The sequence below is a fragment of the Pontixanthobacter luteolus genome (assembly GCF_947494915.1).
Taxonomy (GTDB): domain Bacteria; phylum Pseudomonadota; class Alphaproteobacteria; order Sphingomonadales; family Sphingomonadaceae; genus Pontixanthobacter; species Pontixanthobacter luteolus.
The window spans coordinates 489,249-512,093 of the sequence record NZ_CANLWR010000002.1 but is presented as its reverse complement, the minus strand read 5'-3'; the positions used below and the strand labels follow the sequence as shown (position 1 = coordinate 512,093).

At 59.4% G+C, this 22,845-nt stretch carries 23 protein-coding genes; 10 read left to right on the top strand and 13 right to left on the bottom strand.

What is annotated here, in order from left to right; all coding sequences use genetic code 11:
• Nucleotides 1-140 precede the first annotated feature (140 nt).
• Both rho and PO778_RS11320 read left to right on the top strand, forming a co-directional pair.
• On the top strand, nt 141-1,406 hold the full coding sequence (gene rho / locus PO778_RS11325) for a transcription termination factor Rho (protein WP_160731698.1): 1,266 nt from the start codon (nt 141-143) through the stop codon (nt 1,404-1,406).
• 152 nt (nt 1,407-1,558) lie between these two features.
• Nucleotides 1,559-1,948, top strand: a complete 390-nt coding sequence (locus PO778_RS11320) for a BLUF domain-containing protein (protein WP_160731131.1) — start codon at nt 1,559-1,561, stop codon at nt 1,946-1,948.
• Here the strand turns inward: PO778_RS11320 and PO778_RS11315 are convergent.
• The 3 genes from PO778_RS11315 to PO778_RS11305 are packed head-to-tail and all read right to left on the bottom strand — an operon-like array spanning nt 1,945 to nt 4,637.
• Nucleotides 1,945-2,343 carry a nuclear transport factor 2 family protein gene (locus PO778_RS11315; protein ID WP_271439699.1) on the bottom strand — a complete coding sequence of 133 codons (399 nt, stop codon included), beginning with the start codon at nt 2,341-2,343 and terminating at the stop codon, nt 1,945-1,947. The two genes, PO778_RS11320 and PO778_RS11315, sit on opposite strands and share 4 nt — an antisense overlap.
• Nucleotides 2,340-3,929, bottom strand: coding sequence for an FMN-binding glutamate synthase family protein (locus tag PO778_RS11310; protein WP_160731133.1), 1,590 nt, complete (start codon nt 3,927-3,929; stop codon nt 2,340-2,342). The genes PO778_RS11315 and PO778_RS11310 overlap by 4 nt, the downstream gene beginning before the upstream one ends.
• A 9-nt stretch (nt 3,930-3,938) precedes the next feature.
• Entirely contained in the window at nt 3,939-4,637 is a 699-nt protein-coding gene (locus tag PO778_RS11305; protein WP_271439698.1) for a dienelactone hydrolase family protein, read from the bottom strand.
• 113 nt (nt 4,638-4,750) lie between these two features.
• Here PO778_RS11305 and PO778_RS11300 point away from each other — a divergent pair, with 113 nt between their 5' ends.
• The 6 genes from PO778_RS11300 (at nt 4,751) to PO778_RS11275 (ending at nt 10,677) form a co-directional block, all read left to right on the top strand.
• Nucleotides 4,751-5,011, top strand: coding sequence for a DUF6489 family protein (locus PO778_RS11300; protein WP_160731135.1), 261 nt, complete (start codon nt 4,751-4,753; stop codon nt 5,009-5,011).
• Between the two features lie 22 nt (nt 5,012-5,033).
• Nucleotides 5,034-6,308, top strand: a complete 1,275-nt coding sequence (mnmE, locus tag PO778_RS11295; RefSeq protein ID WP_271439697.1) for a tRNA uridine-5-carboxymethylaminomethyl(34) synthesis GTPase MnmE — start codon at nt 5,034-5,036, stop codon at nt 6,306-6,308.
• A gap of 118 nt (nt 6,309-6,426) precedes the next feature.
• The gene (gene mnmG, locus PO778_RS11290) at nt 6,427-8,283 is read left to right on the top strand and encodes a tRNA uridine-5-carboxymethylaminomethyl(34) synthesis enzyme MnmG (protein WP_271439696.1); all 1,857 of its coding nucleotides are present in this window, start codon (nt 6,427-6,429) and stop codon (nt 8,281-8,283) included.
• Nucleotides 8,280-8,915, top strand: a complete 636-nt coding sequence (gene rsmG / locus PO778_RS11285) for a 16S rRNA (guanine(527)-N(7))-methyltransferase RsmG (RefSeq protein ID WP_271439695.1) — start codon at nt 8,280-8,282, stop codon at nt 8,913-8,915. The genes mnmG and rsmG overlap by 4 nt, the downstream gene beginning before the upstream one ends.
• Nucleotides 8,912-9,688, top strand: coding sequence for a ParA family protein (locus PO778_RS11280; protein ID WP_160731139.1), 777 nt, complete (start codon nt 8,912-8,914; stop codon nt 9,686-9,688). The genes rsmG and PO778_RS11280 overlap by 4 nt, the downstream gene beginning before the upstream one ends.
• The gene (locus PO778_RS11275) at nt 9,685-10,677 is read left to right on the top strand and encodes a ParB/RepB/Spo0J family partition protein (protein ID WP_271439694.1); all 993 of its coding nucleotides are present in this window, start codon (nt 9,685-9,687) and stop codon (nt 10,675-10,677) included. The genes PO778_RS11280 and PO778_RS11275 overlap by 4 nt, the downstream gene beginning before the upstream one ends.
• 192 nt (nt 10,678-10,869) lie before the next feature.
• Here the strand turns inward: PO778_RS11275 and PO778_RS11270 are convergent, their stop codons facing one another.
• Nucleotides 10,870-11,790 carry a glycine zipper 2TM domain-containing protein gene (locus tag PO778_RS11270; RefSeq protein ID WP_271439693.1) on the bottom strand — a complete coding sequence of 307 codons (921 nt, stop codon included), beginning with the start codon at nt 11,788-11,790 and terminating at the stop codon, nt 10,870-10,872.
• Nucleotides 11,791-11,935: 145 nt separating this feature from the next.
• Complete coding sequence (locus PO778_RS11265; protein WP_271439692.1) at nt 11,936-12,430, bottom strand: free L-methionine (R)-S-oxide reductase MsrC; 495 nt, start codon at nt 12,428-12,430, stop codon at nt 11,936-11,938.
• A 62-nt stretch (nt 12,431-12,492) separates the two neighbouring features.
• Between PO778_RS11265 and PO778_RS11260 the strand changes: the two genes are divergently transcribed.
• On the top strand, nt 12,493-13,956 hold the full coding sequence (locus PO778_RS11260; RefSeq protein WP_160731142.1) for a PQQ-dependent sugar dehydrogenase: 1,464 nt from the start codon (nt 12,493-12,495) through the stop codon (nt 13,954-13,956).
• A 12-nt stretch (nt 13,957-13,968) separates the two neighbouring features.
• Here the strand turns inward: PO778_RS11260 and PO778_RS11255 are convergent, their stop codons facing one another.
• Nucleotides 13,969-14,805, bottom strand: coding sequence for an ATP-binding protein (locus tag PO778_RS11255; protein WP_271439691.1), 837 nt, complete (start codon nt 14,803-14,805; stop codon nt 13,969-13,971).
• Nucleotides 14,806-14,810: 5 nt separating this feature from the next.
• Nucleotides 14,811-16,553, bottom strand: coding sequence for an acyl-CoA dehydrogenase family protein (locus PO778_RS11250; protein ID WP_271439690.1), 1,743 nt, complete (start codon nt 16,551-16,553; stop codon nt 14,811-14,813).
• Between the two features lie 75 nt (nt 16,554-16,628).
• Here PO778_RS11250 and PO778_RS11245 point away from each other — a divergent pair, with 75 nt between their 5' ends.
• Nucleotides 16,629-17,585 (top strand): L-threonylcarbamoyladenylate synthase, encoded by a 957-nt coding sequence (locus PO778_RS11245; RefSeq protein ID WP_271439689.1) that lies wholly within the window; start codon nt 16,629-16,631, stop codon nt 17,583-17,585.
• A gap of 22 nt (nt 17,586-17,607) precedes the next feature.
• Here the strand turns inward: PO778_RS11245 and PO778_RS11240 are convergent, their stop codons facing one another.
• The 6 genes from PO778_RS11240 to PO778_RS11215 form a co-directional block, all read right to left on the bottom strand.
• On the bottom strand, nt 17,608-17,955 hold the full coding sequence (locus tag PO778_RS11240) for a hypothetical protein (RefSeq protein WP_438944397.1): 348 nt from the start codon (nt 17,953-17,955) through the stop codon (nt 17,608-17,610).
• Between the two features lie 66 nt (nt 17,956-18,021).
• Complete coding sequence (locus tag PO778_RS11235) at nt 18,022-18,777, bottom strand: head GIN domain-containing protein (RefSeq protein WP_235903732.1); 756 nt, start codon at nt 18,775-18,777, stop codon at nt 18,022-18,024.
• Nucleotides 18,778-18,897: 120 nt separating this feature from the next.
• Nucleotides 18,898-19,434 carry a CarD family transcriptional regulator gene (locus PO778_RS11230; protein ID WP_160731145.1) on the bottom strand — a complete coding sequence of 179 codons (537 nt, stop codon included), beginning with the start codon at nt 19,432-19,434 and terminating at the stop codon, nt 18,898-18,900.
• Nucleotides 19,435-19,702: 268 nt separating this feature from the next.
• Nucleotides 19,703-20,041: a ferredoxin FdxA gene (gene fdxA / locus PO778_RS11225; protein WP_160731146.1), complete on the bottom strand. Its 339-nt coding sequence runs from the start codon at nt 20,039-20,041 to the stop codon at nt 19,703-19,705.
• Between the two features lie 49 nt (nt 20,042-20,090).
• Nucleotides 20,091-20,312, bottom strand: a complete 222-nt coding sequence (locus tag PO778_RS11220) for a S4 domain-containing protein (RefSeq protein ID WP_420850002.1) — start codon at nt 20,310-20,312, stop codon at nt 20,091-20,093.
• Nucleotides 20,313-20,357: 45 nt separating this feature from the next.
• Nucleotides 20,358-22,802 (bottom strand): helicase-related protein, encoded by a 2,445-nt coding sequence (locus PO778_RS11215; protein WP_271440033.1) that lies wholly within the window; start codon nt 22,800-22,802, stop codon nt 20,358-20,360.
• Nucleotides 22,803-22,845: the final 43 nt, after the last annotated feature.

The following is a 22,845-nucleotide window of genomic DNA, read 5'->3' as shown; positions in this document are numbered from 1 at the left end:
GCGTCCGGCACCGGGCGTAACTGAAAACTCAATTCCGGCTGAGGATCGCTGAACAGCGAACCGGTCTGCTTTCTCCAAGCCCAGATTGACCTGCCGGCCACATTGAAATCGCCCGTTTCCGGGCAATGAAAGTACTACAAATGCATCTCAAAGACTTGAAACTCAAAGCACCGGCCGACCTCGTCAGCATGGCCGAAGAGCTGGGCGTAGAAGGCGCATCGACCATGCGCCGGCAGGACCTGATGTTCTGCATCCTGCGCGAACTGGCTGAAGACGAAGAATACGAAGAAAAGATCATGGGCATCGGCACCATCGAAGTGCTGCAGGATGGCTTCGGCTTCCTCCGCTCGCCCGAGGCCAATTACCTCGCCGGTCCGGACGATATTTACGTATCGCCCAATCAGGTCCGCAAGATGGGCCTGCGCACCGGCGATACGGTAGAAGGTGAAATCCGCGCGCCGAAAGAGGGCGAACGCTATTTCGCGCTGACCAAGCTGACCAGCGTGAACTTCGAAGATCCCGACCAGGTTCGGATGCGGACCAATTTCGACAATCTCACCCCGCTTTATCCGGAAGAGAAGCTGTCGCTCGATACTCTCGACCCAACGGTCAAGGACAAGTCCGCGCGGGTGATCGACATCATCTCGCCGCAGGGCAAGGGCCAGCGCGCCCTGATCGTGGCGCCGCCGCGGACCGGTAAGACCGTTCTGCTGCAAAACATCGCCAAGGCCATCACCGACAATCACCCGGAGGTTTTCCTGCTGGTGCTGCTGGTCGATGAACGCCCGGAAGAAGTTACCGACATGCAGCGCAGCGTGAAGGGCGAGGTTATTTCCTCCACCTTTGACGAACCCGCGACCCGCCATGTTCAAGTGGCTGAAATGGTTATCGAAAAGGCGAAACGCCTGGTCGAACACAAGCGCGATGTCGTGATCCTGCTGGATTCGATCACCCGTCTTGGCCGCGCTTACAACACCGTGGTTCCAAGCTCTGGCAAGGTCTTGACCGGCGGTGTCGATGCCAACGCATTGCAGCGTCCGAAGCGTTTCTTCGGCGCCGCACGTAACATCGAGGAAGGCGGATCGCTGTCTATCATCGCGACCGCGCTGATCGATACCGGCAGCCGCATGGACGAAGTTATCTTCGAAGAGTTCAAGGGCACCGGCAACAGCGAAATCGTGCTCGACCGTAAGGTTGCCGACAAGCGTATCTTCCCGGCGCTGGATGTCGGCAAATCCGGTACCCGCAAGGAAGAGCTGCTGGTCGAGAAGGACAAGCTTTCGAAGATGTGGGTCCTGCGCCGTATTCTCATGCAGATGGGCACGATCGACGCGATGGAATTCCTGCTCGACAAGATGAAGGATTCCAAGACAAACGAAGACTTCTTCGACACGATGAACCAGTAAGCGGCGCGGTACACTGCTGCGGCAGGCCGCCCCGGAACGCATCGCCGCCGGCGTCAATTGACCCGGCGGTGATTTGCGCAATATAGGGGCACCGGATTGCTGACTGGTGGGTTCTACGCAATCTGTTTCGGGTAGGCGATTAGCGAGGGGTCATGCGCCAGTATATCTACATCAGTACCGCACCGGATCTCTCACGGTCTGAAATCGATTTGATCCTGGCATCATGCTCCCGCAACAATGCCGAACGCGGCGTGACCGGAATGCTCCTGTATAATGGGCGCAACTTTCTCCAGCTTCTGGAAGGCGAGCAGGAAGACCTGATGTGGGTCATGCGGCGGATCGCCAGCGACACGCGGCACAGCGGTGTTTCAAAGCTGGAAGACATCTACACCGAAGAACGCGCCTGCCCTGACTGGACAATGCGCCATATCCGTTTGGTCGATGATGTTGACGCGCGCCAAAGCACGTTGGAGGCAGAATTGCCGGATGCTCTTGACCCGCAGCTCAGACGCACGATCCTGAACTTTGCCGCGCTAAACTAGTTTCCCTGCCGCTCGAGCTGGGCGGCCATCATTTCCCAGATCTTGTTCACGGCTTTCAGCGGCCTGACCATCACCTTGAAATCGGTGATCAAGCCATCGTCGTTGAAGGTAATCATATCGATCCCGTTGAGGTGAATTCCCTCCAGATTGGCAGTGAATTCCAGCACCGCGTGCGGGCCATCGGCTATCTCGCGGACATATTCGAAACCGGTGTTGGCAAAGGTGTGTCCGGCAGCGCTGAGGTATGCGACAACTTTGTCGCGCCCTTCTTGCGGTGTGTGGACCACCGGCGAATGGAACACCGCATCGGGCGCTAGAATGCTGGCGAGCTCCTCTGGCTTGCTGCCGTTTTCGGCAATCTTGTGCCAGCGATCGAGATTTTCTGCAGCGCTCATAATGCTCTCCTGAAGCTGTCTGCCCGCGCCATTTTCCAGTGCGCTGTCAGCAGTGCGTTATCGCTACCGGCGATTAGCTCGCCGGGTTCAACAAAGGTGTAGATGGCATCGATAGCGTTCGACCGCGCGCCGTTGAGCCGTTCGCGCATATCGCGGGGCTGGATTTCCCAAGGCGATTCCAGCCCCATAGCGATCACGATTTCACGCAGTGAATGGAGCGTCTGTTTCTGGAAACGGGCCACCCTTGGCCCCTTGTCTTCGACAATCAGGCCGCTTTGCCGCCATGCTTTCTGGGTTGCGACACCGGTGGGGCAATTGCCCGTATGACATTCCATCGACTGGACGCAGCCGAGTGAAAACATGAACGGACGTGCGGCGTTGCACCAATCAGCGCCCAGCGCAAATGCCTTTGCCATTTGTGCGCCCGAGTGGATCTTGCCCGACGCGGCAATCTTCACCTTGTCTTTCTGCAAAGTGCCGACCAGCGCATTGCGAACGAAAATAAGTCCTTCGCGCAGCGGCATCCCGACTGAATTGGACAGTTCCAGCGGAGCCGCGCCGGTTCCGCCTTCGGCCCCGTCCACGGTGATGAAGTCAGGTGTGATTTCGGTTTCAAGCATCGCCTTGGCAATGGCGAAAACTTCGTGCGGCTGGCCCACGCACAGTTTGATCCCCACTGGCAATCCGCCGCTCAGATCGCGCAGCCGTGCGATCCATTCGAGCATCTCGATCGGTGTTTCAAAAGTCGAATGTGCAGCCGGCGACAGGCAGTCTTCACCGACGGGAATGCCTCTGGCCTCGGCTATTTCTTCGGTCACCTTGCGCCCGGGCAAGACGCCGCCATGGCCTGGCTTTGCGCCCTGGCTGAGCTTGATTTCGATCATTTTCACCTGATCGCTTGCGGCGTTTTCTGCGAACAGGGCCGGGTCGAAGCTGCCATCCTTGGCCCGGCATCCGAAATACCCGCTGCCGATTTCCCAGATCAGATCGCCGCCGGGCGCGCGGTGGTACCGGCTGATACTGCCTTCGCCGGTGTTGTGCGCGAAATTGCCCATTTTGGCGCCCAGATTAAGCGCCTCAATCGCCCTTGCGGAAAGCGATCCGAAACTCATCGCGGAAATATTGAGCAGAGAGGAGGAGTAGGGGTTGGCACATTCCGGGCTGCCAACTGTAACGCGCCAGTTTTCCGGCTGGTTTTCGTTGGGTACAACCGAGTGGCTAAGCCATTCATATTCATCGGAATATACGTCGAGTTCGGTCCCCATAGGGTGCGAATCAAGGTCGCCCTTGGCCCTTGCATAAACAAGCGCACGTGCCTGATGGCTAAAGGGGCGCCCTTCGAGGTCGCTTTCAACCAGATAGGCCTGCGCAAAGGGCCGCAAATCTTCCATGATCCAGCGGATACGGGCGATCAGCGGGTAATTCCGGCGCAGCGAGTGCTTGTTCTGGAAGAAGTCCCACATTGCGATCAAGAGGAGCGGCACCAGCAGCCACAGCAGTATCCTCGCCGGTTGGACGAGCCATGCTGCGGCCGCCAAGGCTGCCAGTATCAGCGGTACCGAATAGCGCGGGGCCAATATTCGCATAATCTGCGCTTATCCCAGATTCAGTGCGAAAAATTCCCAAGTGCGCCGATCGGCCAACTGGGCCCCTTCTTCATCGCGCCGTTTGCCGTGTTCGGTTGCGAAACCGTGATCGAGCCCTTCGTAATCGTGCAAAGTCACCTTGTCGTGGCCGTCCAGCCCGTCATGCATGGCCTTTTGCGCGGTCTTGTCGACAAAGTGATCTTCTGTCGGGATGTGCAGCATCAACGGATTGGCGATTGCCTTGGCTTCGCCGATCATCTGGTCGATCATTACACCGTAATAGCCAACGGATGCGTCCACATCGGTGCGAGTTGCAGTCATATAGGCGAGTTTACCGCCGAGGCAGTAGCCCACGCAGCCAACCTTCTCTACGCCCGCTTCCTTGCGTATCCATTTGATGGTCGCCTCAATGTCGCGAACACCATCCTCTGCGTCGTATTTACCGAACAATTCCAGTGCTTTGTTGAATTCGGGCTCGATATCGGGGTCGAGCTCCAGATTTGGTTCCATGCGGAAAAACAGATCAGGTGCAACCGCCAGGTAGCCCTCTTCTGCCCATTTATCGCATTTGCGCCGGATGCCGGCGTTCACACCGAAGATTTCCTGGATCACGAGAATCGCTGCTTTCGGTTTTCCGGCCGGCTTCGCCAAATAGGCCGAAAAGTCGGCGTCGCCCGAAAGGGTGGTAATTGAAACGGTCTCGCTCATGAATGACTCCTTGGAATTTTTCGAAATGGGCTTAACCCTTGCGCGGTGGCTTGCCAAACCCAGATAATAGAGAGCCGCAGTGGAAGCGGCACACATACAACGGAGGAAATGCAATGAAGGTCCAGATCGAAATCGATTGTTCGCCAGAAGAAGCGCGGACCTTCATGGGATTGCCCGACGTGTCGAAGGCAAACGACATTTATGTCGACACCATGTCCAAGGCGATGAAGGGTGTCAGCAACCCCGAACAGCTCCAGCAATTTGCCAAGCAACTCGCGCCGATGGGCCAGATCGGCTTCAAACTGTTCCAGAACTTTGTCGAAGGTGCCAGCGCCGCCAGTGGCGCATCATCCAAGCCGTCAAAGAAAGACTGATCTGACCGGGCGCGGGGCGCAAATGGAGACAATTTACGCCCTTTCCAGCGGCAGTCCGCCTGCAGGTATCGCTGTCATCCGGGTGAGCGGGGCAGGGGCCGGGCAAGCGCTCGTCCAGCTAGCCGGCGCGCTTCCAGAAAAAAGACGGGCGAGTTTCCGGACTTTGCGTGACGCCAAGGGTTTGCCGCTGGACGAGGCGCTCGTGCTTTGGCTTCCTGGCCCGCACACCGTTACCGGAGAGGACATTGCAGAGCTGCATCTGCACGGGGGCAGGGCGGTCATTGCCGGGGTGGAGACCGCGCTTTCAGCAATGGACGGACTGCGCCCTGCACAGCCGGGCGAATTCACGCGGCGCGCGTTTGCGAATGGAAAGATCGATCTGGCAGAGGCAGAAGGGCTTGCCGATCTGCTCGCCGCGGAAACCGAGCTCCAGCGGCGATCGGCAATGGCGATGGTCGGCGGCGCTTTGTCGGGACAGGTGGAGGAATGGCGCGGCACAGTGCTCAAACTGTCGGCGCTGGTTGAGGCCGCACTTGATTTTTCCGACGAAGACGATGTTTCGGAATTGCCCGAGCAATTCGGGGCGCAACTGCGCGGCTTCGTGACAGAACTCTCGGACTGGCTGGAGAGGCCCCGTGCCGAGAAGCTTCGCGAGGGGTTTCGTGTTGTGCTCGCCGGTCCGCCGAATGCCGGTAAATCAACTCTCTTCAACGCGCTGCTTGATGACGATGCAGCGATTATTTCCCCGACAGCAGGGACTACGCGGGATGTGATCGAAAGACCTGTGTCGCTTTCCGGGATACCGTTCCTGTTTGTCGATACCGCCGGACTTCGTCTCAAGAGCGACGATACGATCGAGATGATCGGTATCGAACGTGCCAGGCGCCAGACAGAATTGGCTGATTTGACGCTTTGGCTTGGACCGGAGGGCGAGGGGCCAGACGGCGCATGGGAAATCGACGCGAAAGCAGATATCGACACATCAGTACGCAAAAAGGCACCAAAACTCCGAATTTCTGCCGAAACCGGTGAAGGTATCGCCGATTTACGCCGGAAACTTGTCGAACATGCAAAGATGGCTTTGCCGGCACCGGGTTCGGTTGCGCTCAACCAGCGACAAGCGGATCTGATTGCGGAGGCTCATGACGCGCTCGATGATGCGACACGGTTGAACGACCCTTTGTTAATCGGTGAACAATTGCGGCTCGCACGCCGATCTTTTGACCGCTTGATTGGCCAAACTTCGACGGAAGATATGCTCGACGCGCTATTTGGCCGGTTCTGCATCGGTAAATAGGCATTTCGGGGAACTCACGGTGTTCCACGTGAAACACTCGGGCTAAAAACGCTCGCAACGTTCCACGTGAAACAAACAAGCCTTTGACGATGTGCAGCTGCCAGCTTAATTGGCGAATATGCACAATTTCGAAATTCTGGTGATCGGCGGCGGACACGCCGGGGTCGAGGCGGCTGCCGTGGCTGCACGCATGGGTGCGCGCGTTGGGCTGGTCAGTTTCGACTTGGACGCAATTGGTGCGATGAGTTGCAACCCCGCGATTGGCGGCCTCGGCAAGGGTCATCTGGTCCGTGAAGTTGACGCTTTTGACGGGATCATAGGGCGCGCCGCAGACGCGGCGGCCATCCATTACCGGATGCTCAACCGGTCAAAAGGCAGCGCTGTCTGGGGCCCGCGAGTTCAGGCCGATCGGAAGCTGTTCAAGGCATGCGTCCATCGCTTGATCACACACCAAGGCGATCTATCCCTTATAGAAGGCGAGGCCGCAGGGCTTCTGTTTGACGGCGGGCGCGTTTCGGGGCTTGAAATGGCCGATGGAACGAAGCTTCATTCGCAGGCGGCTATCCTTTGTACGGGCACATTCCTCGGCGGAACGTTGTTTCGCGGGGAAGAAAGGCTAACTGGCGGCCGCATCGGGGAGGGTTCTGCACAGCGACTGGCAGAGCAGATGCGCGGTGCGGATCTGCCCATGGCGCGGCTGAAAACCGGTACGCCGCCCCGCCTGGACGGCCGAACGATCGACTGGGCAGGTCTGCCAGAGCAGGCGTCAGATGCCGACCATTGGACGATGTCGCCGCTGACCGGCACGCGGATTAACCCGCAGATATTCTGCGCGATTACTCGCACAAACGAGAAAAGCCACGATATTATTCGCGCAAACCTCGATCGCTCGCCGCTGTTTTCGGGGGCGATTGATGCGCAAGGGCCGCGATACTGCCCGTCGATCGAAGACAAGATTCACCGGTTTGGCGACCGCGATGGCCACCAGATATTTCTGGAGCCGGAAGGTCTCGACACACATCTTGTCTATCCCAACGGGATCAGCACATCGTTGCCCGTCGATGTGCAGCACGACATGCTCAGGGCGATGGACGGACTGTTTCACGTGGAAATGGTCGTCCCCGGTTACGCGGTGGAATATGACCATATCGACCCGCGGGCACTCAATAGCGGCCTTGAATTGCGCGATATGCCGGGGCTGTATTGCGCCGGCCAAATCAATGGCACGACAGGTTATGAGGAAGCAGCGGCACAGGGTTTGGTCGCCGGAATGCACGCAGCGGCACACATTCTGGGCCGAGAAGCACCGGCGCTGGACCGCGCGAACTCCTATATAGCCGTGATGGTGGACGATCTGACGCTGCACGGCGTGACAGAGCCATACAGGATGCTGACCTCACGAGCTGAGTACCGCCTGAGATTGAGGGCCAACAACGCAACCACGCGTTTGACCCGGTTGGCGGCAGATGCTGGTTGCGTCGGGCCTGAACGGCTCGATTGGTTCACGAGGCGTGAAGAACAGCGCGCGGAGTGGGCGACGGGCCTTGAGCGTGAGGTTCTGGCCACCGAGCTTCACGATGCTGACCTCCCCGTAAGGCGGGATGGGGGACGTAAACCGCTCACCGAATGGCTTCGGTTCAACGATATCGGCCTTTCGTCGCTGGAGCCTTGGCTGCCTGAAGGGTTTAATCCGGCGAGCGAGCTCGCTGGAGAGCTTGCTGAAGATGCCGCTTATGCCCCGTATCTCGCCCGCCAGGAAGCTGAGCTGCGGGATCTGAGGGCGAGTGATAGAGTCCGCCTTCCGCGTGATTTCCCATATTCAAGCGTACCCGGCTTATCCAATGAGATGATCGAACGGCTTTCCACGGCGCAGCCTGAGTCTCTCGCCGATGCGGGCAGGGTACCCGGCATCACTCCGGCAGCGCTTTCTGCATTGCTCGTGCAGGCGCGCCGATTGGAGCAATTGGCGGCATGATCACGTCCGAAACGGAAGCTCGCGAGTTTGTCAGCGATCTGTGCGATGCAGAAGCGATGGAGCGGCTTGATCAGTTCGTGGCCGCACTCAAGCTCGAGAACGAGACCCAGAACCTGGTTGCGAAGCCGACCTTGGAGACCGCGTGGCAGCGGCATATCGCCGACAGCGCTCAATTGCTCAGCCATGTTTCACGTGAAACAGGCATCTGGCTTGACCTTGGGACCGGAGCGGGGTTGCCCGGCCTGATCATCGCTATCATGCGTCCGAAGAGACCAGTGGTGCTGGTAGAGTCGCGGCGCAAACGGATCGACTGGCTTGAGCGCATGCGGATGGATCTCGCGCTGTCGAAATGCACGATTGAGGGCAAAAGGCTGGAGCTTGTCGAAAGCGTCCCAGCATCTGTCATCTCGGCCCGGGCCTTCGCTCCGCTGCCCAAGCTGATCGACTTATCCGCGAGATTCTCCACAGCCGAAACCACATTTGTGTTGCCCAAAGGGCGGTCGGCGGCGCAAGAATTGCAAACACTGCCGAAAAAGGCGCGAAAACTGTTTCACGTGGAACAGTCTTTGACCGACGATGATGCCGGCATTCTTGTCGGCTCACTCGCGAAAGGGATGCGAACCAAGATATGATCACTATCGCCATTGCCAATCAGAAGGGTGGGGTGGGCAAAACCACAACCGCAATCAACATCGCCACAGCAATGGCTGCAACTGGTTGGAAGACGCTGCTGATCGATCTGGACCCACAGGGTAATGCTTCTACCGGTATGGGCATCGAAAGCGGTGATCGCCCGCGTTCCAGCTACGATCTGCTGGTCGACGAACTACCGCTTGCTGAATGTACAATGCCCAGCAATATCCCGGGGTTGGACGTGGTGCCCGCGACGGTCGACCTCAGCGGTGCAGAGGTTGAACTGGTATCTGTAGAAGACAGGACGGCACGCTTGAGCGCAGCGCTTGAGAATCATACCGACCACGACATTTGTTTCATCGATTGCCCGCCTTCGCTGGGTCTTTTGACCCTCAACGCGCTCGGCGCCGCAGACACGTTGATGGTCCCGCTTCAATGCGAATTCTTTGCGCTGGAGGGGCTTAGCCAGCTGCTTTTGACGGTCGAGCGGGTTCAGCAGCGGTTTAATCCCGACTTGGGCATTATCGGCATTGTGCTCACCATGTTCGACCGCCGTAACAAGCTGACCGATCAGGTTGCCGACGATGTTCGCGATTGCTTGGGCGATCTTGTGTTCGAATCGGTAATTCCGCGCAATGTCCGCCTGTCTGAGGCGCCCAGCCACGGTTTGCCTGCGTTGGTCTACGACCATTCCTGCACAGGAAGCCGCGCCTATATTGCGCTGGCGCGAGAACTGATCGGACGTCTGCCGGAGAAGAGGAAAGCTGCATGAGCAAGGAGAACGACCCGATCCGCCTGACAATTCCTCCTCGCAGCGCTCAGGACAAGAAAAAGAAGCTCGGCCGCGGGCTAGGCGCGCTGATGGGTGAAACGCGCCGTGAAGAGCCTCTTGCGCGCAAGGGCGAAACTGAGAGTTCTGATAACGGGCAGGCAGGCGGGACGATGGCAGCTAGCCCTGCTTCCGGTCTCTCTTCAGTCTCTGTTGCGGCAATTGAGCCGCTGCCTGGCCAGCCTCGCACGCGTTTCGATGATAACGCACTTTCGGAACTGGCCGCGTCTATCGCGGTGCGCGGTGTTATTCAGCCGATCATTGTCACTCCGCTAGGAAACGACAAATACCGTCTCGTAGCCGGCGAACGGCGCTGGAGGGCTGCCCAAAGGGCGCAATTGCACGAAATTCCGGCAATTGTCCGCGATCTGGACGAAGCTGACGTTATGGCGATCGCGTTGATCGAAAACCTGCAACGCGAAGATCTCAATCCTGTTGAAGAGGCGCGGGCTTACCAGCGACTGGCCGAACACCAAGACATGACTCAGGCCGAAATCGCCAAGCTGGTCGACAAATCGCGCAGCCACGTTGCGAACATTCAGCGTTTGCTGGGTTTGCCGGGCGATGTGCTTGATCTGGTGGAGGAAGGCAGCCTCTCAATGGGTCATGCGAGGGCATTGATTGGCCATGAGCACGCGGGCGACCTGGCAAGGCGCGCCGTTTCCAAAAAATTGTCAGTGCGCGAAGTTGAAAAGCTCGCCAAAAATAGCGGCGAGGGTAGTGAAACCGCCCGCAGGCAGGCGCGCCCGTCGCGCGACCCGGCGAAAGATGCCGACATTGCTGCGGTGCAAAGCCATCTTGAGGAATTCCTTGGCCTGTCGGTAAAGATCAAAACCGACACCGATCCGCGTTCTGGAACGGTCACCATCCGCTACAGAACACTGGATCAGCTCGATCTGATATGCCAGCGCCTAACGGGCGGAGATATTTAAGTATCTCAAGCACTTAGCCATTCGGAGGTTCTGGCTTTACCCGTGAATTGAGCATTGCCTGAAAAGTTGCGCCGCGCAATTTGTCAGGGTGGACGTGTAAATCCGCAATAAATTTGATCGGTACAAAAGTAAACGCCGCCAAGCCTGTATGGGCCGGCGGCGTTTTGATTTGATCGATGCGCGAAAGCGCGGTTACTTGCCCTTCATTGATTTGACGCGCTTTACCGGTGCTTGCTTCACCGGCTTTGGAGCAGGCCGTGCCTTGATATGGCGCTTGGCCGGAACGCGCTCATACGTCGTGACAGGTACGTCGACATATTCTTCTGTCACATACTCGCGAACGACTGCCCGCTGCGGCACAGCCACAGTGTAGGGCACCAGAATGTATTGTTGCTGGTAATAATGCGGGTAATAGCCCTGCGGATAATAACCGCCGAGGTGCCGGTTCAGCCAGTTTTCGCAATATTCGGCGGCATCGCCGCGCTTCCGGTCCTTGCCGGCGGCGCTGATTGCGGATCCGATTGCCAGACCGGCCAGTCCGCCGACCCCGGCACCGATGAGAGTGCCCGCGAGTCGTTCTGAATCGGCGACGCGGTTTCCGATCAGTCCACCTGCTGCGGCGCCAAGGATACCGCCGATCAACCCGCCGTTGCCATCATCATTTGCATCTGCATAACGCGCTTCGCATTCTTCCAGCCAGGCGGCGTGATCGAATTGGGCGTGCTGTGGGTATGCTCCCGGATGTTGCGGACCAGGGTGCGCGATAGCGCGATGGCCGCCGTGATGTGGGCCTGCATATTGGACCGGATACCCGCCTGGGGCCATGGCAGGCGCGCTGTATTCAACCTCGATATCTTCCACTTCGTAGTCGGCACCGTAATCTGCCTCTGCATAGCCTGTCGGCGCGGCAGGTACGGGGATCGGCTGAACTACGGGTTCCTGACGAAAAACCACCTCAGGCGCCGGGACAGGGGAGGGTGCCGATGCGGCTGCGGGTACCGGCTGGGCATATTCATACCCGCCGCCATAGGTCATGTCCTGCGCCGCCAAAGGTGCGGCTGCGAACAGTGCGCTGGTGGCGGCTCCGAGTGAAACGATGGTACGGGTTGTCATGGCTTTCCCCCTTGGAAAATGTAGCTCGAGAATATGCTGATTCTCGAGAAATTAAGGGAAAATATACCATCGTAAGCCGCCGGAGCCATGGGCCGGCGTGTGCGTGTCCCGTTTCGGGGCGATTAGTCCGTTCTGGAAAGAAAGCTTAGATTGCGCAGGACAGCAGCTTTGCGAGCGCTTCAATTCCCGTTGCATCCTCATCGTCGAAGCGGCCGGTCTCAGGGCTGTCGAGATCGATCACCGCAACGACGGTGCCGTCCTTCAATATCGGCACCACCAGTTCGGACTGGCTGGCTGCGTCGCACGCAATGTGCCCGGGGAATGCATGAACATCTTCCACCAACTGCGTCTCGCCAGTGCTGGCGGCGGTGCCGCAGACCCCTTGGCCAAAGGGTATCCTGATGCAGGCCGGGCGCCCGACAAACGGGCCAAGTACCAACTCGCCGTCAATTACCCGGTAAAATCCCGCCCAGTTGAGCGTAGGGATGAATTCCCACATCAGCGCGGCGACATTGGCCATATTGGCCACGCCATCAGGCTCGCCGCTGGTCAGCGCGTCGGCGGCGCTCGCCAGTTGCCGGTAAAGTTCAGGCTTGCTCAGCGTTTCAGTGCCGGAGCGATCAGGAGTGAAATCGAACATCGCCCCCATCTAGGCCGATGCGCCATTGCCGCAAGGAGGAAGTCGGACTATTCCTCTATCCCATGAGCACAAAGCGCAAAGTCCTGATCTGGATCATCGTCGTATTGGCCGCGATTGCGGCGCTACTTTTCTGGCTGACACGCGGCGACACGGCCGACCTTTCGGTAGAAGATGTCGCCGGGACCGACCCTACCCTTCAGGAGGCTGAGGCTGAGGCCATTCCCACGGTCAACATTGCCAAGCCAGTGGGCTGGAAAGAGGGAGAGACACCTGCCGCCGCCAGCGGTCTTGAAGTCAAACGCTTTGCCGAAGGTCTGGATCATCCGAGGGTTCTGCACACTCTGCCCAATGGCGATGTGCTGGTCACTTTGACCCGTGCGCCTTCGAACGGCGATGGTGGCGGTATCACAGCGTGGATCGCTGACCTGCTTATGTCACGCGCCGGTGCGACGGGCGAATCGGCCGACGAGCTGGTTCTCTTGCGGGATAACAACGCGGACGGTGTTTCCGATGAACGCATTGTCCTGACTGACGCACTCGAATCCCCTTCGGGCATCGCATGGGCAGAAGACACGCTTTACATCGCCAATCACAATGCGCTGCTCGCATTTCCCTATGCTCTCGGCGATACCGCAGTAACCGGCCAGGCGAAAAAGCTGATGGATCTGCCGCCCGGCGGCGGCCACTGGATGCGCAATATCGAGATGAGCCCCGATGGAAAACGGATTTACGTCGCGGTCGGTTCGGTTTCCAATATCGGCGAGAAAGGCATGGAGGTCGAAGAAGGCCGTGCGGCGATCTGGGAATATGATCTTACCAAGGAACGCGCGCGGATATTCGGTTCGGGCCTGCGCAATCCCAATGGGCTCGACTGGAACCCGTGGAGCGGAGAGCTGTGGACCACAGTGAATGAGCGCGACATGCTCGGCAGCGACCTCGTCCCGGATTATCTGACTAACGTGCCTGTTGGCGTGCAGTATGGCTGGCCATGGATCTATTACCGCGACAATTTCGACGATCGTGTCGAAGCGCCCATGCCTGCCTACCTGCAGGAATATGCTCGCCGGCCAGTCTATGCGCTTGGCCCGCACGTTGCCGCGCTCGGCATGGTGTTCACCAAGGAAGGGCACCGCATGGGCAGCGATTTCGGGCAGGGTGCATTCATCGCTCGGCACGGATCTTGGAACCGCAAACCTGCATCGGGTTACGACGTTGTCTATGTTGCGTTCGATGCGCGCGGCAATCCCGAAGGCAAGCCGGTTCCGGTGCTGACCAATTTCCTGACAGGCGAAGGCACAACGCGCGGCCGGCCGACCTGGGTCGAATGGGCGCAGGATGGTTCGCTGCTGGTTAGCGACGATACTGCGGGGATCATTTGGCGGGTTGTTGCACCAGGCGCGGAAGCGGGCGCTGCTCCCGAGCGGATCAATTCCGGTTCGCTTCGCCCTCAAAGAGAATTGCGCGGTGATCCCAGCGCGGCGTTCAGGGAAGATTTCGCGCGCGAAGTCCCGATGACCGGTAACTGACCGCAAGCCGGACTAGCGGGTCAGTTGTATGCCCGCCCGTCCGGCAAGTTCGGTGATGAATTGCCAAGCGGTGCGGCCTGACCGAGTGCCGCGGCGTTTCGACCATTCGAGCGCTTCGGCCCGGTCCCACGCCAATCCAAATCGGTCGGCATATCCGCCAACGATGTCGAGATAGACGTCCTGCGTGCAATTATGGAAGCCGAGCGAAAGCCCGAACCGGTCGGCAAGGGCCAACGTATCGTCAACGGCATCGCGCGGGTTTAGCGGGTCGTTCTGTTCACTGGAGCTACGCGGCACGATTGCGCGGTGATTGGATGTGACTGCCAGCCGGACATTGCCGGGCCGGGCATCAACGCCGCCTTCCAGCCAGCTGCGTATTTGGCGCGGGCTGGCAGCGTCCCCTTCAGCAAAGCCGAGATCATCGATGAACAGCAGAAAATTGCGCTCAACGGTGCGCAATTGGCGGAAAAGAGCGGGCAGGTGTTCGACCGCGTCAGGGGAAACCTGAACCAGCGCAATCGAGCCAGGCCGGGCTGCCTGCGCCTCGCGCACTGCGGAGCGGATCAGAGCGGATTTACCCATACCTCTTGCGCCCCACAGCAGCAAGTCGTGCGCCGCATGCCCATGCGAGAGCCGTTCGACGTTGCGGGTCACGGATGACTTTTGCTGGTCGATCCCTTTGAGCAAAGCCAGCGCCGGCGCCTCTATCGCGGCCACACCCAGTGCAGCCGCACCGTCCCAGACATAGGCCGGGCTGGCCATCCAGTCCGTTTGGGGGCCAGATGCGGAACCTGCCAGCCGGGCAAGCGCATCGGCAATGCGCCTCAGCTCCTCCGTGGCCCCGTCCACCGCGATTACCCCGCCAGCTGTTCTGCTGTCAGTTCATAGAGCAGCGCAGAACCGGCGGTTGCAGCCGCTTTCAAGCCTGCCGCCTCGGGCACTACATGATCGAGAAAATAGCGGGTCGTAACCGGTTTAACGGCTGCGAGCGAGGGGGCTTCTCCGCCCTCAACAGCGCGTTTCTGCAGCAGCATCTGCCATCCGGCGACTGCGACGGCCGACATTGTGCAAAAAGGGACGCTGCCAGCCAGCTTGTCATCCAGCGATGCTTCGTCTCGCATCCAGGTCGCAATTGCTGCGCAATCCCCGGCAAGAGCGAACAGAGCGGGCTCTTCCGCCGCATCTCTTGCGATGTCGGCCATCAGCGCAGCATATACTTCGCCGTTTTCGAGACCCAGCTTGCGGGTCACCAGATCGGCTGCCTGAATGCCGTTTGTGCCTTCGTAAATCGGCGCAATGCGCGCGTCGCGGTAATGCTGGGCGGCGCCGGTTTCTTCGACAAAGCCCATTCCCCCGTGAATCTGGATGCCGATGCTGGTTACGTCGATCCCGGTGTCGGTGCCCCACGCCTTGATCATCGGGACCAGTACATCGCCGCGTGCACCGGCAGCCGTATCGCCCAGCGTGCCGCGATCGACCTGTCCCGTGGTGTAATAGAGCAGCGCCCGCATCGCTTCGGTCAGCGATTTCATTCGCAGAAGCATCCGCCGCACGTCCGGGTGCTCGGAAATGGCAACAGGGGTGCGGTCAGGCGCTCCGGCGCGGGCCGATTGCACCCGGTCGGATGCGTAATACAGCGCTTGCTGCAACGCTCGTTCCGCGATTTGCACGCCTTGGCTGCCGACATTGATGCGGGCGTTGTTCATCATCGTGAACATTGCCGCCAGACCGCGGTTCTCCGCCCCGATCAATTCGCCGATGCATTGGCCATTGTCGCCATAAGACATCACGCAGGTTGGCGACGCGTTGATGCCCAGCTTGTGTTCAATGCTGACACAGCGAACGTCGTTGCGCGCGCCGAGCGAGCCATCTTCGCCCACATGGTATTTCGGGACGAGGAACAGCGAAATTCCCCGGCTCCCCTCAGGGGCGCCGGGCAGGCGGGCCAGCACCAGATGGACGATGTTCTTCGACAGGTCGTGTTCGCCCCAGGTGATATAGATCTTCTGGCCCTGGATCAGATATTTCCCGGCGTGTTCGCCATCCTCGATCGGGGTCGCGGTGGCGCGAAGGGCGCCGACATCGCTGCCAGCCTGCGGTTCGGTCAGGTTCATCGTACCCGACCATTCGCCGCTTACCAGTTTCGGCATGTATTTGGATTTCTGGGCATCGCTGCCGTGGTGCTCGATCGCCTCGATTGCGCCGACCGACAACATCGGGAGCAGCGTAAACGCCATGTTCGCCGCGCCGAGATTTTCGATCACGTTGCAGGCGAGGGTGAAGGGCAGGCCCTGACCGCCGAATTCCTCGGGCGAGGCAATCGCATTCCAGCCTTGCTCGACATATTGCTGATAGGCTGCCTCGAACCCATCCGGCAGGCGGACCACGCCGTTTTCCAGTTTTGCGCCTTCAAGGTCACCAATGCGGTTCAAGGGCGCGAATTCGCCTGTGGCAAAAGCACCCACGCCTTCGACGATCGCTTCAACCATATCCGGCTCTGCAGCGGCGAAGCGTTCGCTCTGCGACAGCTCGCCGATACCGGCATTGACCTTGATCGCGAGCAGCTGGTCCTGGGTGGGCGGTGTAAAAGGTGTCACTTTTGCGTCCTTCGATCTTTGGCGGGGGAGTCGATCCCCTTGGCAAATTGGTGCCCTCACCTATAGCGGCTGGTGATGCGCGACAAGAACGCAACACAATTGATTACCGCTGACGCCGAGGGAATATCTTTGGCGGCTGAAACTCTGCGTGCAGGCGGCTTGGTCGCAGTTCCCACCGAAACGGTTTACGGTCTTGCCGCGCGCGCGGATTCGGCGGAGGCAGTGGAACGCATTTACCGGGCGAAGGGACGACCCGGTTTCAACCCGCTGATTGTCCATGTGCGGGATGCCGAACAGGCGGCGCGCTATGTCAATTTCTCGGAAGCTGCACACCGCGTGGCCGACAAAGCCTGGCCCGGCCCTTTGACGCTTGTTCTGCCGCTTCGCGAAGATGCCGACCTTGCGCCTGCGGTTACGGCGGGCTTGCCAACCGCTGCGCTGCGCGCTCCGGCGCACCCGGTTATGCGGCAATTGCTGGATCTGCTCGATTTCCCGCTCGCCGCGCCAAGCGCCAATCGCAGCGGATTTATCAGCCCGACCACCGCGCAGCATGTGCTCGAATCGCTGGATGGTAAGATCGATCTGGTGCTCGACGGCGGCATTCCTTGCGAGAACGGTCTGGAATCGACCATTCTGGCTATCCGGCCCGATGGCAGTTGGGATGAATTGCGCCCCGGGCCGATCGATCTTGCCCAATTGCATGATGATGTGTTTGGCGAAGAAATGCGGCGCGGGACCGGACAGGGGTCGATCGAGGCACCCGGCCAGCTGACCAGTCATTACGCCCCGGGTAAACCTGTCAGGCTGAATGTCACGCAGCCGCGGCCTGATGAATTCATGATCGGCCTTGGCGAAATGCCGTGCGATGTGAATTTATCGGCCTCGGGTAATCTGGAGGAGGCGGCAGCAGGGCTTTATGCCGCGCTTCATCTGGCTGCTGCGTCAGCCAAGTCCCACATTGCCTTCGCTCCGATAGCAGAAAAGGGGATCGGCAAAGCCATCAATGACCGGCTGCGCCGCGCTTCGGCCTGACCTGGCCGCGTGATCTCATGTATTAGGTACGGGGATCCGGCTCGGCAGGGATCGTCGGGATTATCGCCTGCATTTCATCATAGGATTCGCGCGCTTTTTCGCACGCATCTTCGTCGCCGCCGCGGCAATCGTCGATCTGGTCTGCATAGCGCCGCTCCAGCTTACCAAGTCTCTCTTCCCGCTTTCGCAACTCGCGCCCGCGCTTCTCGTCGGCCTCAGACTGGCTGGTGGTGGCAAGGTCCACCGCTTTTCCGGCGACCTTGACCGGCGCGGTGACCACATCGAGTGCAGTCTTCGCCACGCATCCGGACAACGCAGTGCCTGCTAGGATCAAAAGAAAAGGGGCCATGCGGCTGGGGATCATAGACATCGAAGGTCCTTTCCCCGGCAGCATAGCCCCGTGATCATGTCCCGTCGATGACGGGTGGCGGCAATATCAGTTTTCGTTTTCCTTGTTCACGGTCTGGCACTTAACCTTGCCCGATCCCATTGAACTGACTGTGCAGGTCGCATTGCCGGTTACGGTTACATCGCCCGATCCGACGATCTTTGCCTCGACATCACCGTCAGATGCGAAGTCTGCATCGCCTGATCCGGCGATCGTTATCTCGGCGCGGCCGGCCTTCAACTCGGACATTGCGGCGCTGCCCGATCCGGCGATTGTGACTTCGAGACGGTCCACCGTACCTGCGGCGGTATAGGTGCCAGAACCGGCCACTGTTACATCCAGTGTGTCGGCTGCGATGCCGGTTGTGCTTGCCTTCCCGCTACCCGCGATTGTCACGCCGGCATCCTTGGCCAAGGCATTTGCTTCGAGAGTGCCCGAACCGGCAAGGACGATTGCCTCGGGGGCTGGCATGGTCACCCGGATGGTCGCGGTTCCGCCATCTTTCCAGCTGTCTTTTTCGCGTGCGATGCCCAGGGTTCCGTCTTCAAGTGAGAAGCGAAGTGCATCAGATGCATCGGCTGCGCCGTCCACCGCGATGTCCAGCGTGTCGCCCTCGCTAATGATAACGGTATCCGGGCCAGCCAGAACGATTTCGGTCGGGGCATCGCCGGACATGTCGAGTTCCGCCAACGGCACGCCGTCGACATCGTTGATCTGAATATTCATGCCATCGCACCCTGCAAGGCCGACCGACATCGCAACTGCCACTGCGGGCACCAGTCGCTTCACCAATTTCTGCAGCATATTCCGCTCCTCTTATCTGTGTTGGTGATATAATACAGCAGAGGGCATGTCGCAAGCCCGGAACGCAAAAGGGCCGCCCTTTCGGACGGCCCTTGTCGATTGCGATTGACCGCTGGTCGATCAGCTTTCGTCGTCGTCGTTATCGTAATATTGCGGCGCATGCTCGCGCAGGACATCGAGAATTTTTTCGAGCGCGGTCGGCTCGTCGGTCTTCTCCATGGCAGCGAGTTCCCGGGCCAGTCGGCTCGAGGCTGCTTCGAAAATCTGCCGCTCGGAATAGCTCTGCTCGGGCTGATCTTCCGGACGGAACAGGTCGCGTGTCACTTCGGCGATCGACACGAGGTCGCCCGAATTGATCTTCGCTTCGTATTCCTGTGCACGGCGGCTCCACATGGTGCGCTTGACCTTGGGCTTGCCCTTGAGCGTTTCCATCGCCTCTTTCAGCGTTTTGTCGCTGGACAGTTTGCGCATGCCGATCGCTTCGACCTTGTTGGTCGGAACGCGCAGAGTCATCCGCTCTTTCTCGAAGCGCAGAACATACAGTTCCAGCGCCATGCCGGCGATTTCTTCATTTTGAATTTCAGTAACACGGCCGACACCGTGCTTTGGGTAGACGACATAATCGCCGACATCGAAGGCGAGAGCCTTGGCTGCCATAAAAAGTCCTTTCCTGCGGCCTTCGTAACTTCTGGCAGTCAAAATTCCCTGCGGCCGTATCGCATGATACGACCCGTGCCGGGCTGCGCTGTCAAAAGTGGTCGAAAGCCTTTCCAGATTCACACCTTCCGCCGGGACCAAACCGGGGTGGTTGCACTATTATATAACACAATCGCAACAAAATTGCGAGTCGGTATTGATTGGCAACGCAAACGGCCCCGACCCGGCTGGGATCGAGGCGCAACTTTGCGGGTTTAGGTGGTCTGTTCTAGTCGCCTTCGCCTGGCTCGGGGGAGAAGAATTTCTCCAGCTTGCCTTCCATGCCCTTGTAGTCGTCGGCGTCGGCCGGCGGTTCTTTCTGGCTGGTGATGTTTGGCCATTCAGCGGAATATTTTGTGTTAAGCTCGAGCGTTTTTTCCAAGCCGTCTTCGGTATCGGGCAAGATCGCTTCGGCCGGGCATTCAGGTTCGCACACACCGCAATCGATGCATTCGCTGGGGTTGATGACCAGCATGTTTTCACCTTCGTAGAAACAGTCCACCGGACACACTTCGACACAATCGGTGTATTTGCATTTGATGCACGCTTCGGTGACGACATAGGTCATATCTGCGCGGTCCTTCTATCCTGTAACGCTTTGGCCCTGCTATGGCACGCTAGCCGCGTGGGTCAAGCAGGTGATAGCAAGCTTGCGCCTCTGCGGGTGGCCCTCGCCGTGTGGGCAGGCAGGTAATTTCGGCGATCTCGATGCGGTCTCCGATCGGCAAAGTCAGGACATCGCCAACCGAAACAGCATGGCTGGCCCGGGTCACGCGGCGGCTGTTGCACCGGATGTGCCCCTGATCGACCAAGGCGTGTGCCTGACTGCGCGTTTTCACGAAACGCAAACAGCAAAGCAGCCGATCGATCCGCATTCGCGCCCGCTACCGAACCAGCTTGGCCAGTTCTGCAAAGGCGTTGCCTTCGCGAGGAGCCTGCGGCTGCTGTCGCTGTTCCTTCTTGCGCGACGGGCGCCATTCCCAGCCATCGGGGCGGGGCGGGCCAAACTGCCCTTCGCCAAGCTGCTTTGCCGGATGGATGCGAAAACCTGCTGCGCCCAGCAGCCGTTTGAAGCTGTCGGCGGTTAGGCCAGTCGAGATTGCGAGCGAGGGATCAATCGCAAATCGTTTCTTGCCGAATTTGGCGCGTACTTCATGCGCGGCCTTGAGAATTTTCTCGGCGACATCGATCCGGACGAATTGTTTGCCCGCCGGGCGGTATCCGGAAGGCAGCTTCCCTTCGCCCGCAATGACGGGGATCATGGCCGGCTGCAGAGGCCTTCGATCAAGCCCTGCCGCCTTGAGCAATTGCCGCGGCGCGGGTTTAAGCAGTGCAGGCGCAAAAATGTCGAGCGCGCCGAACGTGACACCAAGACGGCGCAGGAACGGTCTCATTTCCTTCGGCAAATGTTGAAGCCCGGCTTTTTCACGTGAAACATACCCATGCCCAGCAATCAGGGTCAGCAACAAAGCGCGGGCCTCGGAACCTGCGCCGGCGTCGCGCGTCGCCTGTTCCATTTTCGCCAGCGGGGCGATTGGCTCAAGCTTCGCCGTCAGCCACCGCTCCAGCGCCTCCATCAGCGCGCCCTTGTCAGGATCGGTCAGGATCGCGAGTTCGCGTGCTGGCGTGAGTACCGGGCGTGCGGCACCTCCGCCAAATTCGATCGAGGCGAGGGTCTGGCCCAGCCATCGGATCGCCCCTTTTTCGAGAACGAGTTCGTCCATGGTTCCCGCAGCCAGTGTGCGTGCCCGCTCTCCAAGAATGCGCGGCAAGGCCTTTTCGCCAGCTGCCAGCAGCATCTTGCGGTCAGTGTGATCAGCAGAAGGGTCTACCGTGAAGCGAAAACCGGTGACGGTGCCGATGGATTCGTCCTCCACCAGCAGATTTCCGTCTTCGGCCAGCGTTACCGGCAAGATCGAGGCATCCTGGCCCAGGCTTTTCATCAACAATGCAGTCCTTCTGTTTACAAATCTCTCGGTCAGGCGGCCATGTAGCGCATCGGACAGCTTGGCTTCCACCGCCCGTGCGCGAGCAGCCATTTCATCGCGTGCCAATACCCAATCCGGCCTCTGGCAGATATAGGCCCAGCTTCGGATCGCTGCGATCCTGCCTTGCAGGGTGTGAATGTCGCCCTGCATATTGTCCAGTTCCGCAATCCGCGCGGCTGCGTAATCAGCGCCGAGATACCCGTCACGCAAATCCTGCCACAGGCGCGCCACGAAACGCGAATGCGTCTCCGCACCTTGCTGGCGGAAGTCAGGCAGCGAACAAACTTCCCAAAATCTGCGGATTTGCGCTGGCCCCTTGACGTCCCTGCCGATGGCATCGTCCGCCAGACGCTTCAGAACAGCGAGATCGATGGTTTCCGGCATCGCCCTCAGTTCTGGTTCGTGGGGGTTGCGCTCCAGATCTGCGATCAGCGTTCCCAACGTGTCGAACCGGGGCTGAGAATCGCGCCACAGCAGATGGGTTAGCGGAGCAAAGCGGTGCTCCTCGATCGCGTAGATCTCCTCCTCGCTGAACTCTGCCGGTTCGATGCCTTTATCTCGAGTGCCGCCGGTGCCCGAAAGCGTGCCAAATGTGCCGTCGCGCTGATGCCGGCCTGCGCGCCCGGCAATCTGGGCCATTTCAGCGGGGAACAGTCGCCGTTGCCGCACTCCGTCGAATTTGCGCAGCGAAGCGAAAGCAACGTGATTGATGTCGAGGTTAAGGCCCATTCCGATCGCATCGGTGGCGACGATGTAATCGACCTCTCCGGACTGAAACAGTTCGACCTGGCGGTTGCGGGTCTCCGGGCTGAGCGCTCCCATGACGACTGCCGAACCCCCACGAAACCGGCGAAGCATTTCAGCGACGGCGTAAACCTGCTCGGCAGAAAAGGCGACAATGGCGCTTCTGGGGGGCAGGCGGGACAATTTGCGCGGGCCGATATGCGTCAGGGTGGAAAAGCGCGGCCGCTCGACGATTTCCGCACCGGGCAGCAAGGTCCGCACCAGCGGCTCCAGCGTTGCGGCGCCCAGCAGCATGGTTTCCTCGCGACCACGGGTGTGGAGCAAATGGTCGGTAAAGATATGTCCGCGCTCCCGGTTCGCAGCCAATTGCGCCTCGTCCAGCGCGACAAATGCCAATTCGCCATTGGGCCCGCCCTGTGTCTTGGGCATGGCCTCCGCCGTGCACAGGAAATACCGGGCATTTGGAGGTTCGATCCGCTCCTCTCCGGTGATTAGCGCAACCTGTTTTTCGCCTTTGATGGCGACGACCCGGTCATAAACTTCCCGCGCGAGCAGACGCAGAGGGAAGCCCATAGCGCCGCTTGAGTGCGCGCACATACGCTCAATCGCCAGATGCGTTTTGCCCGTGTTGGTCGGGCCG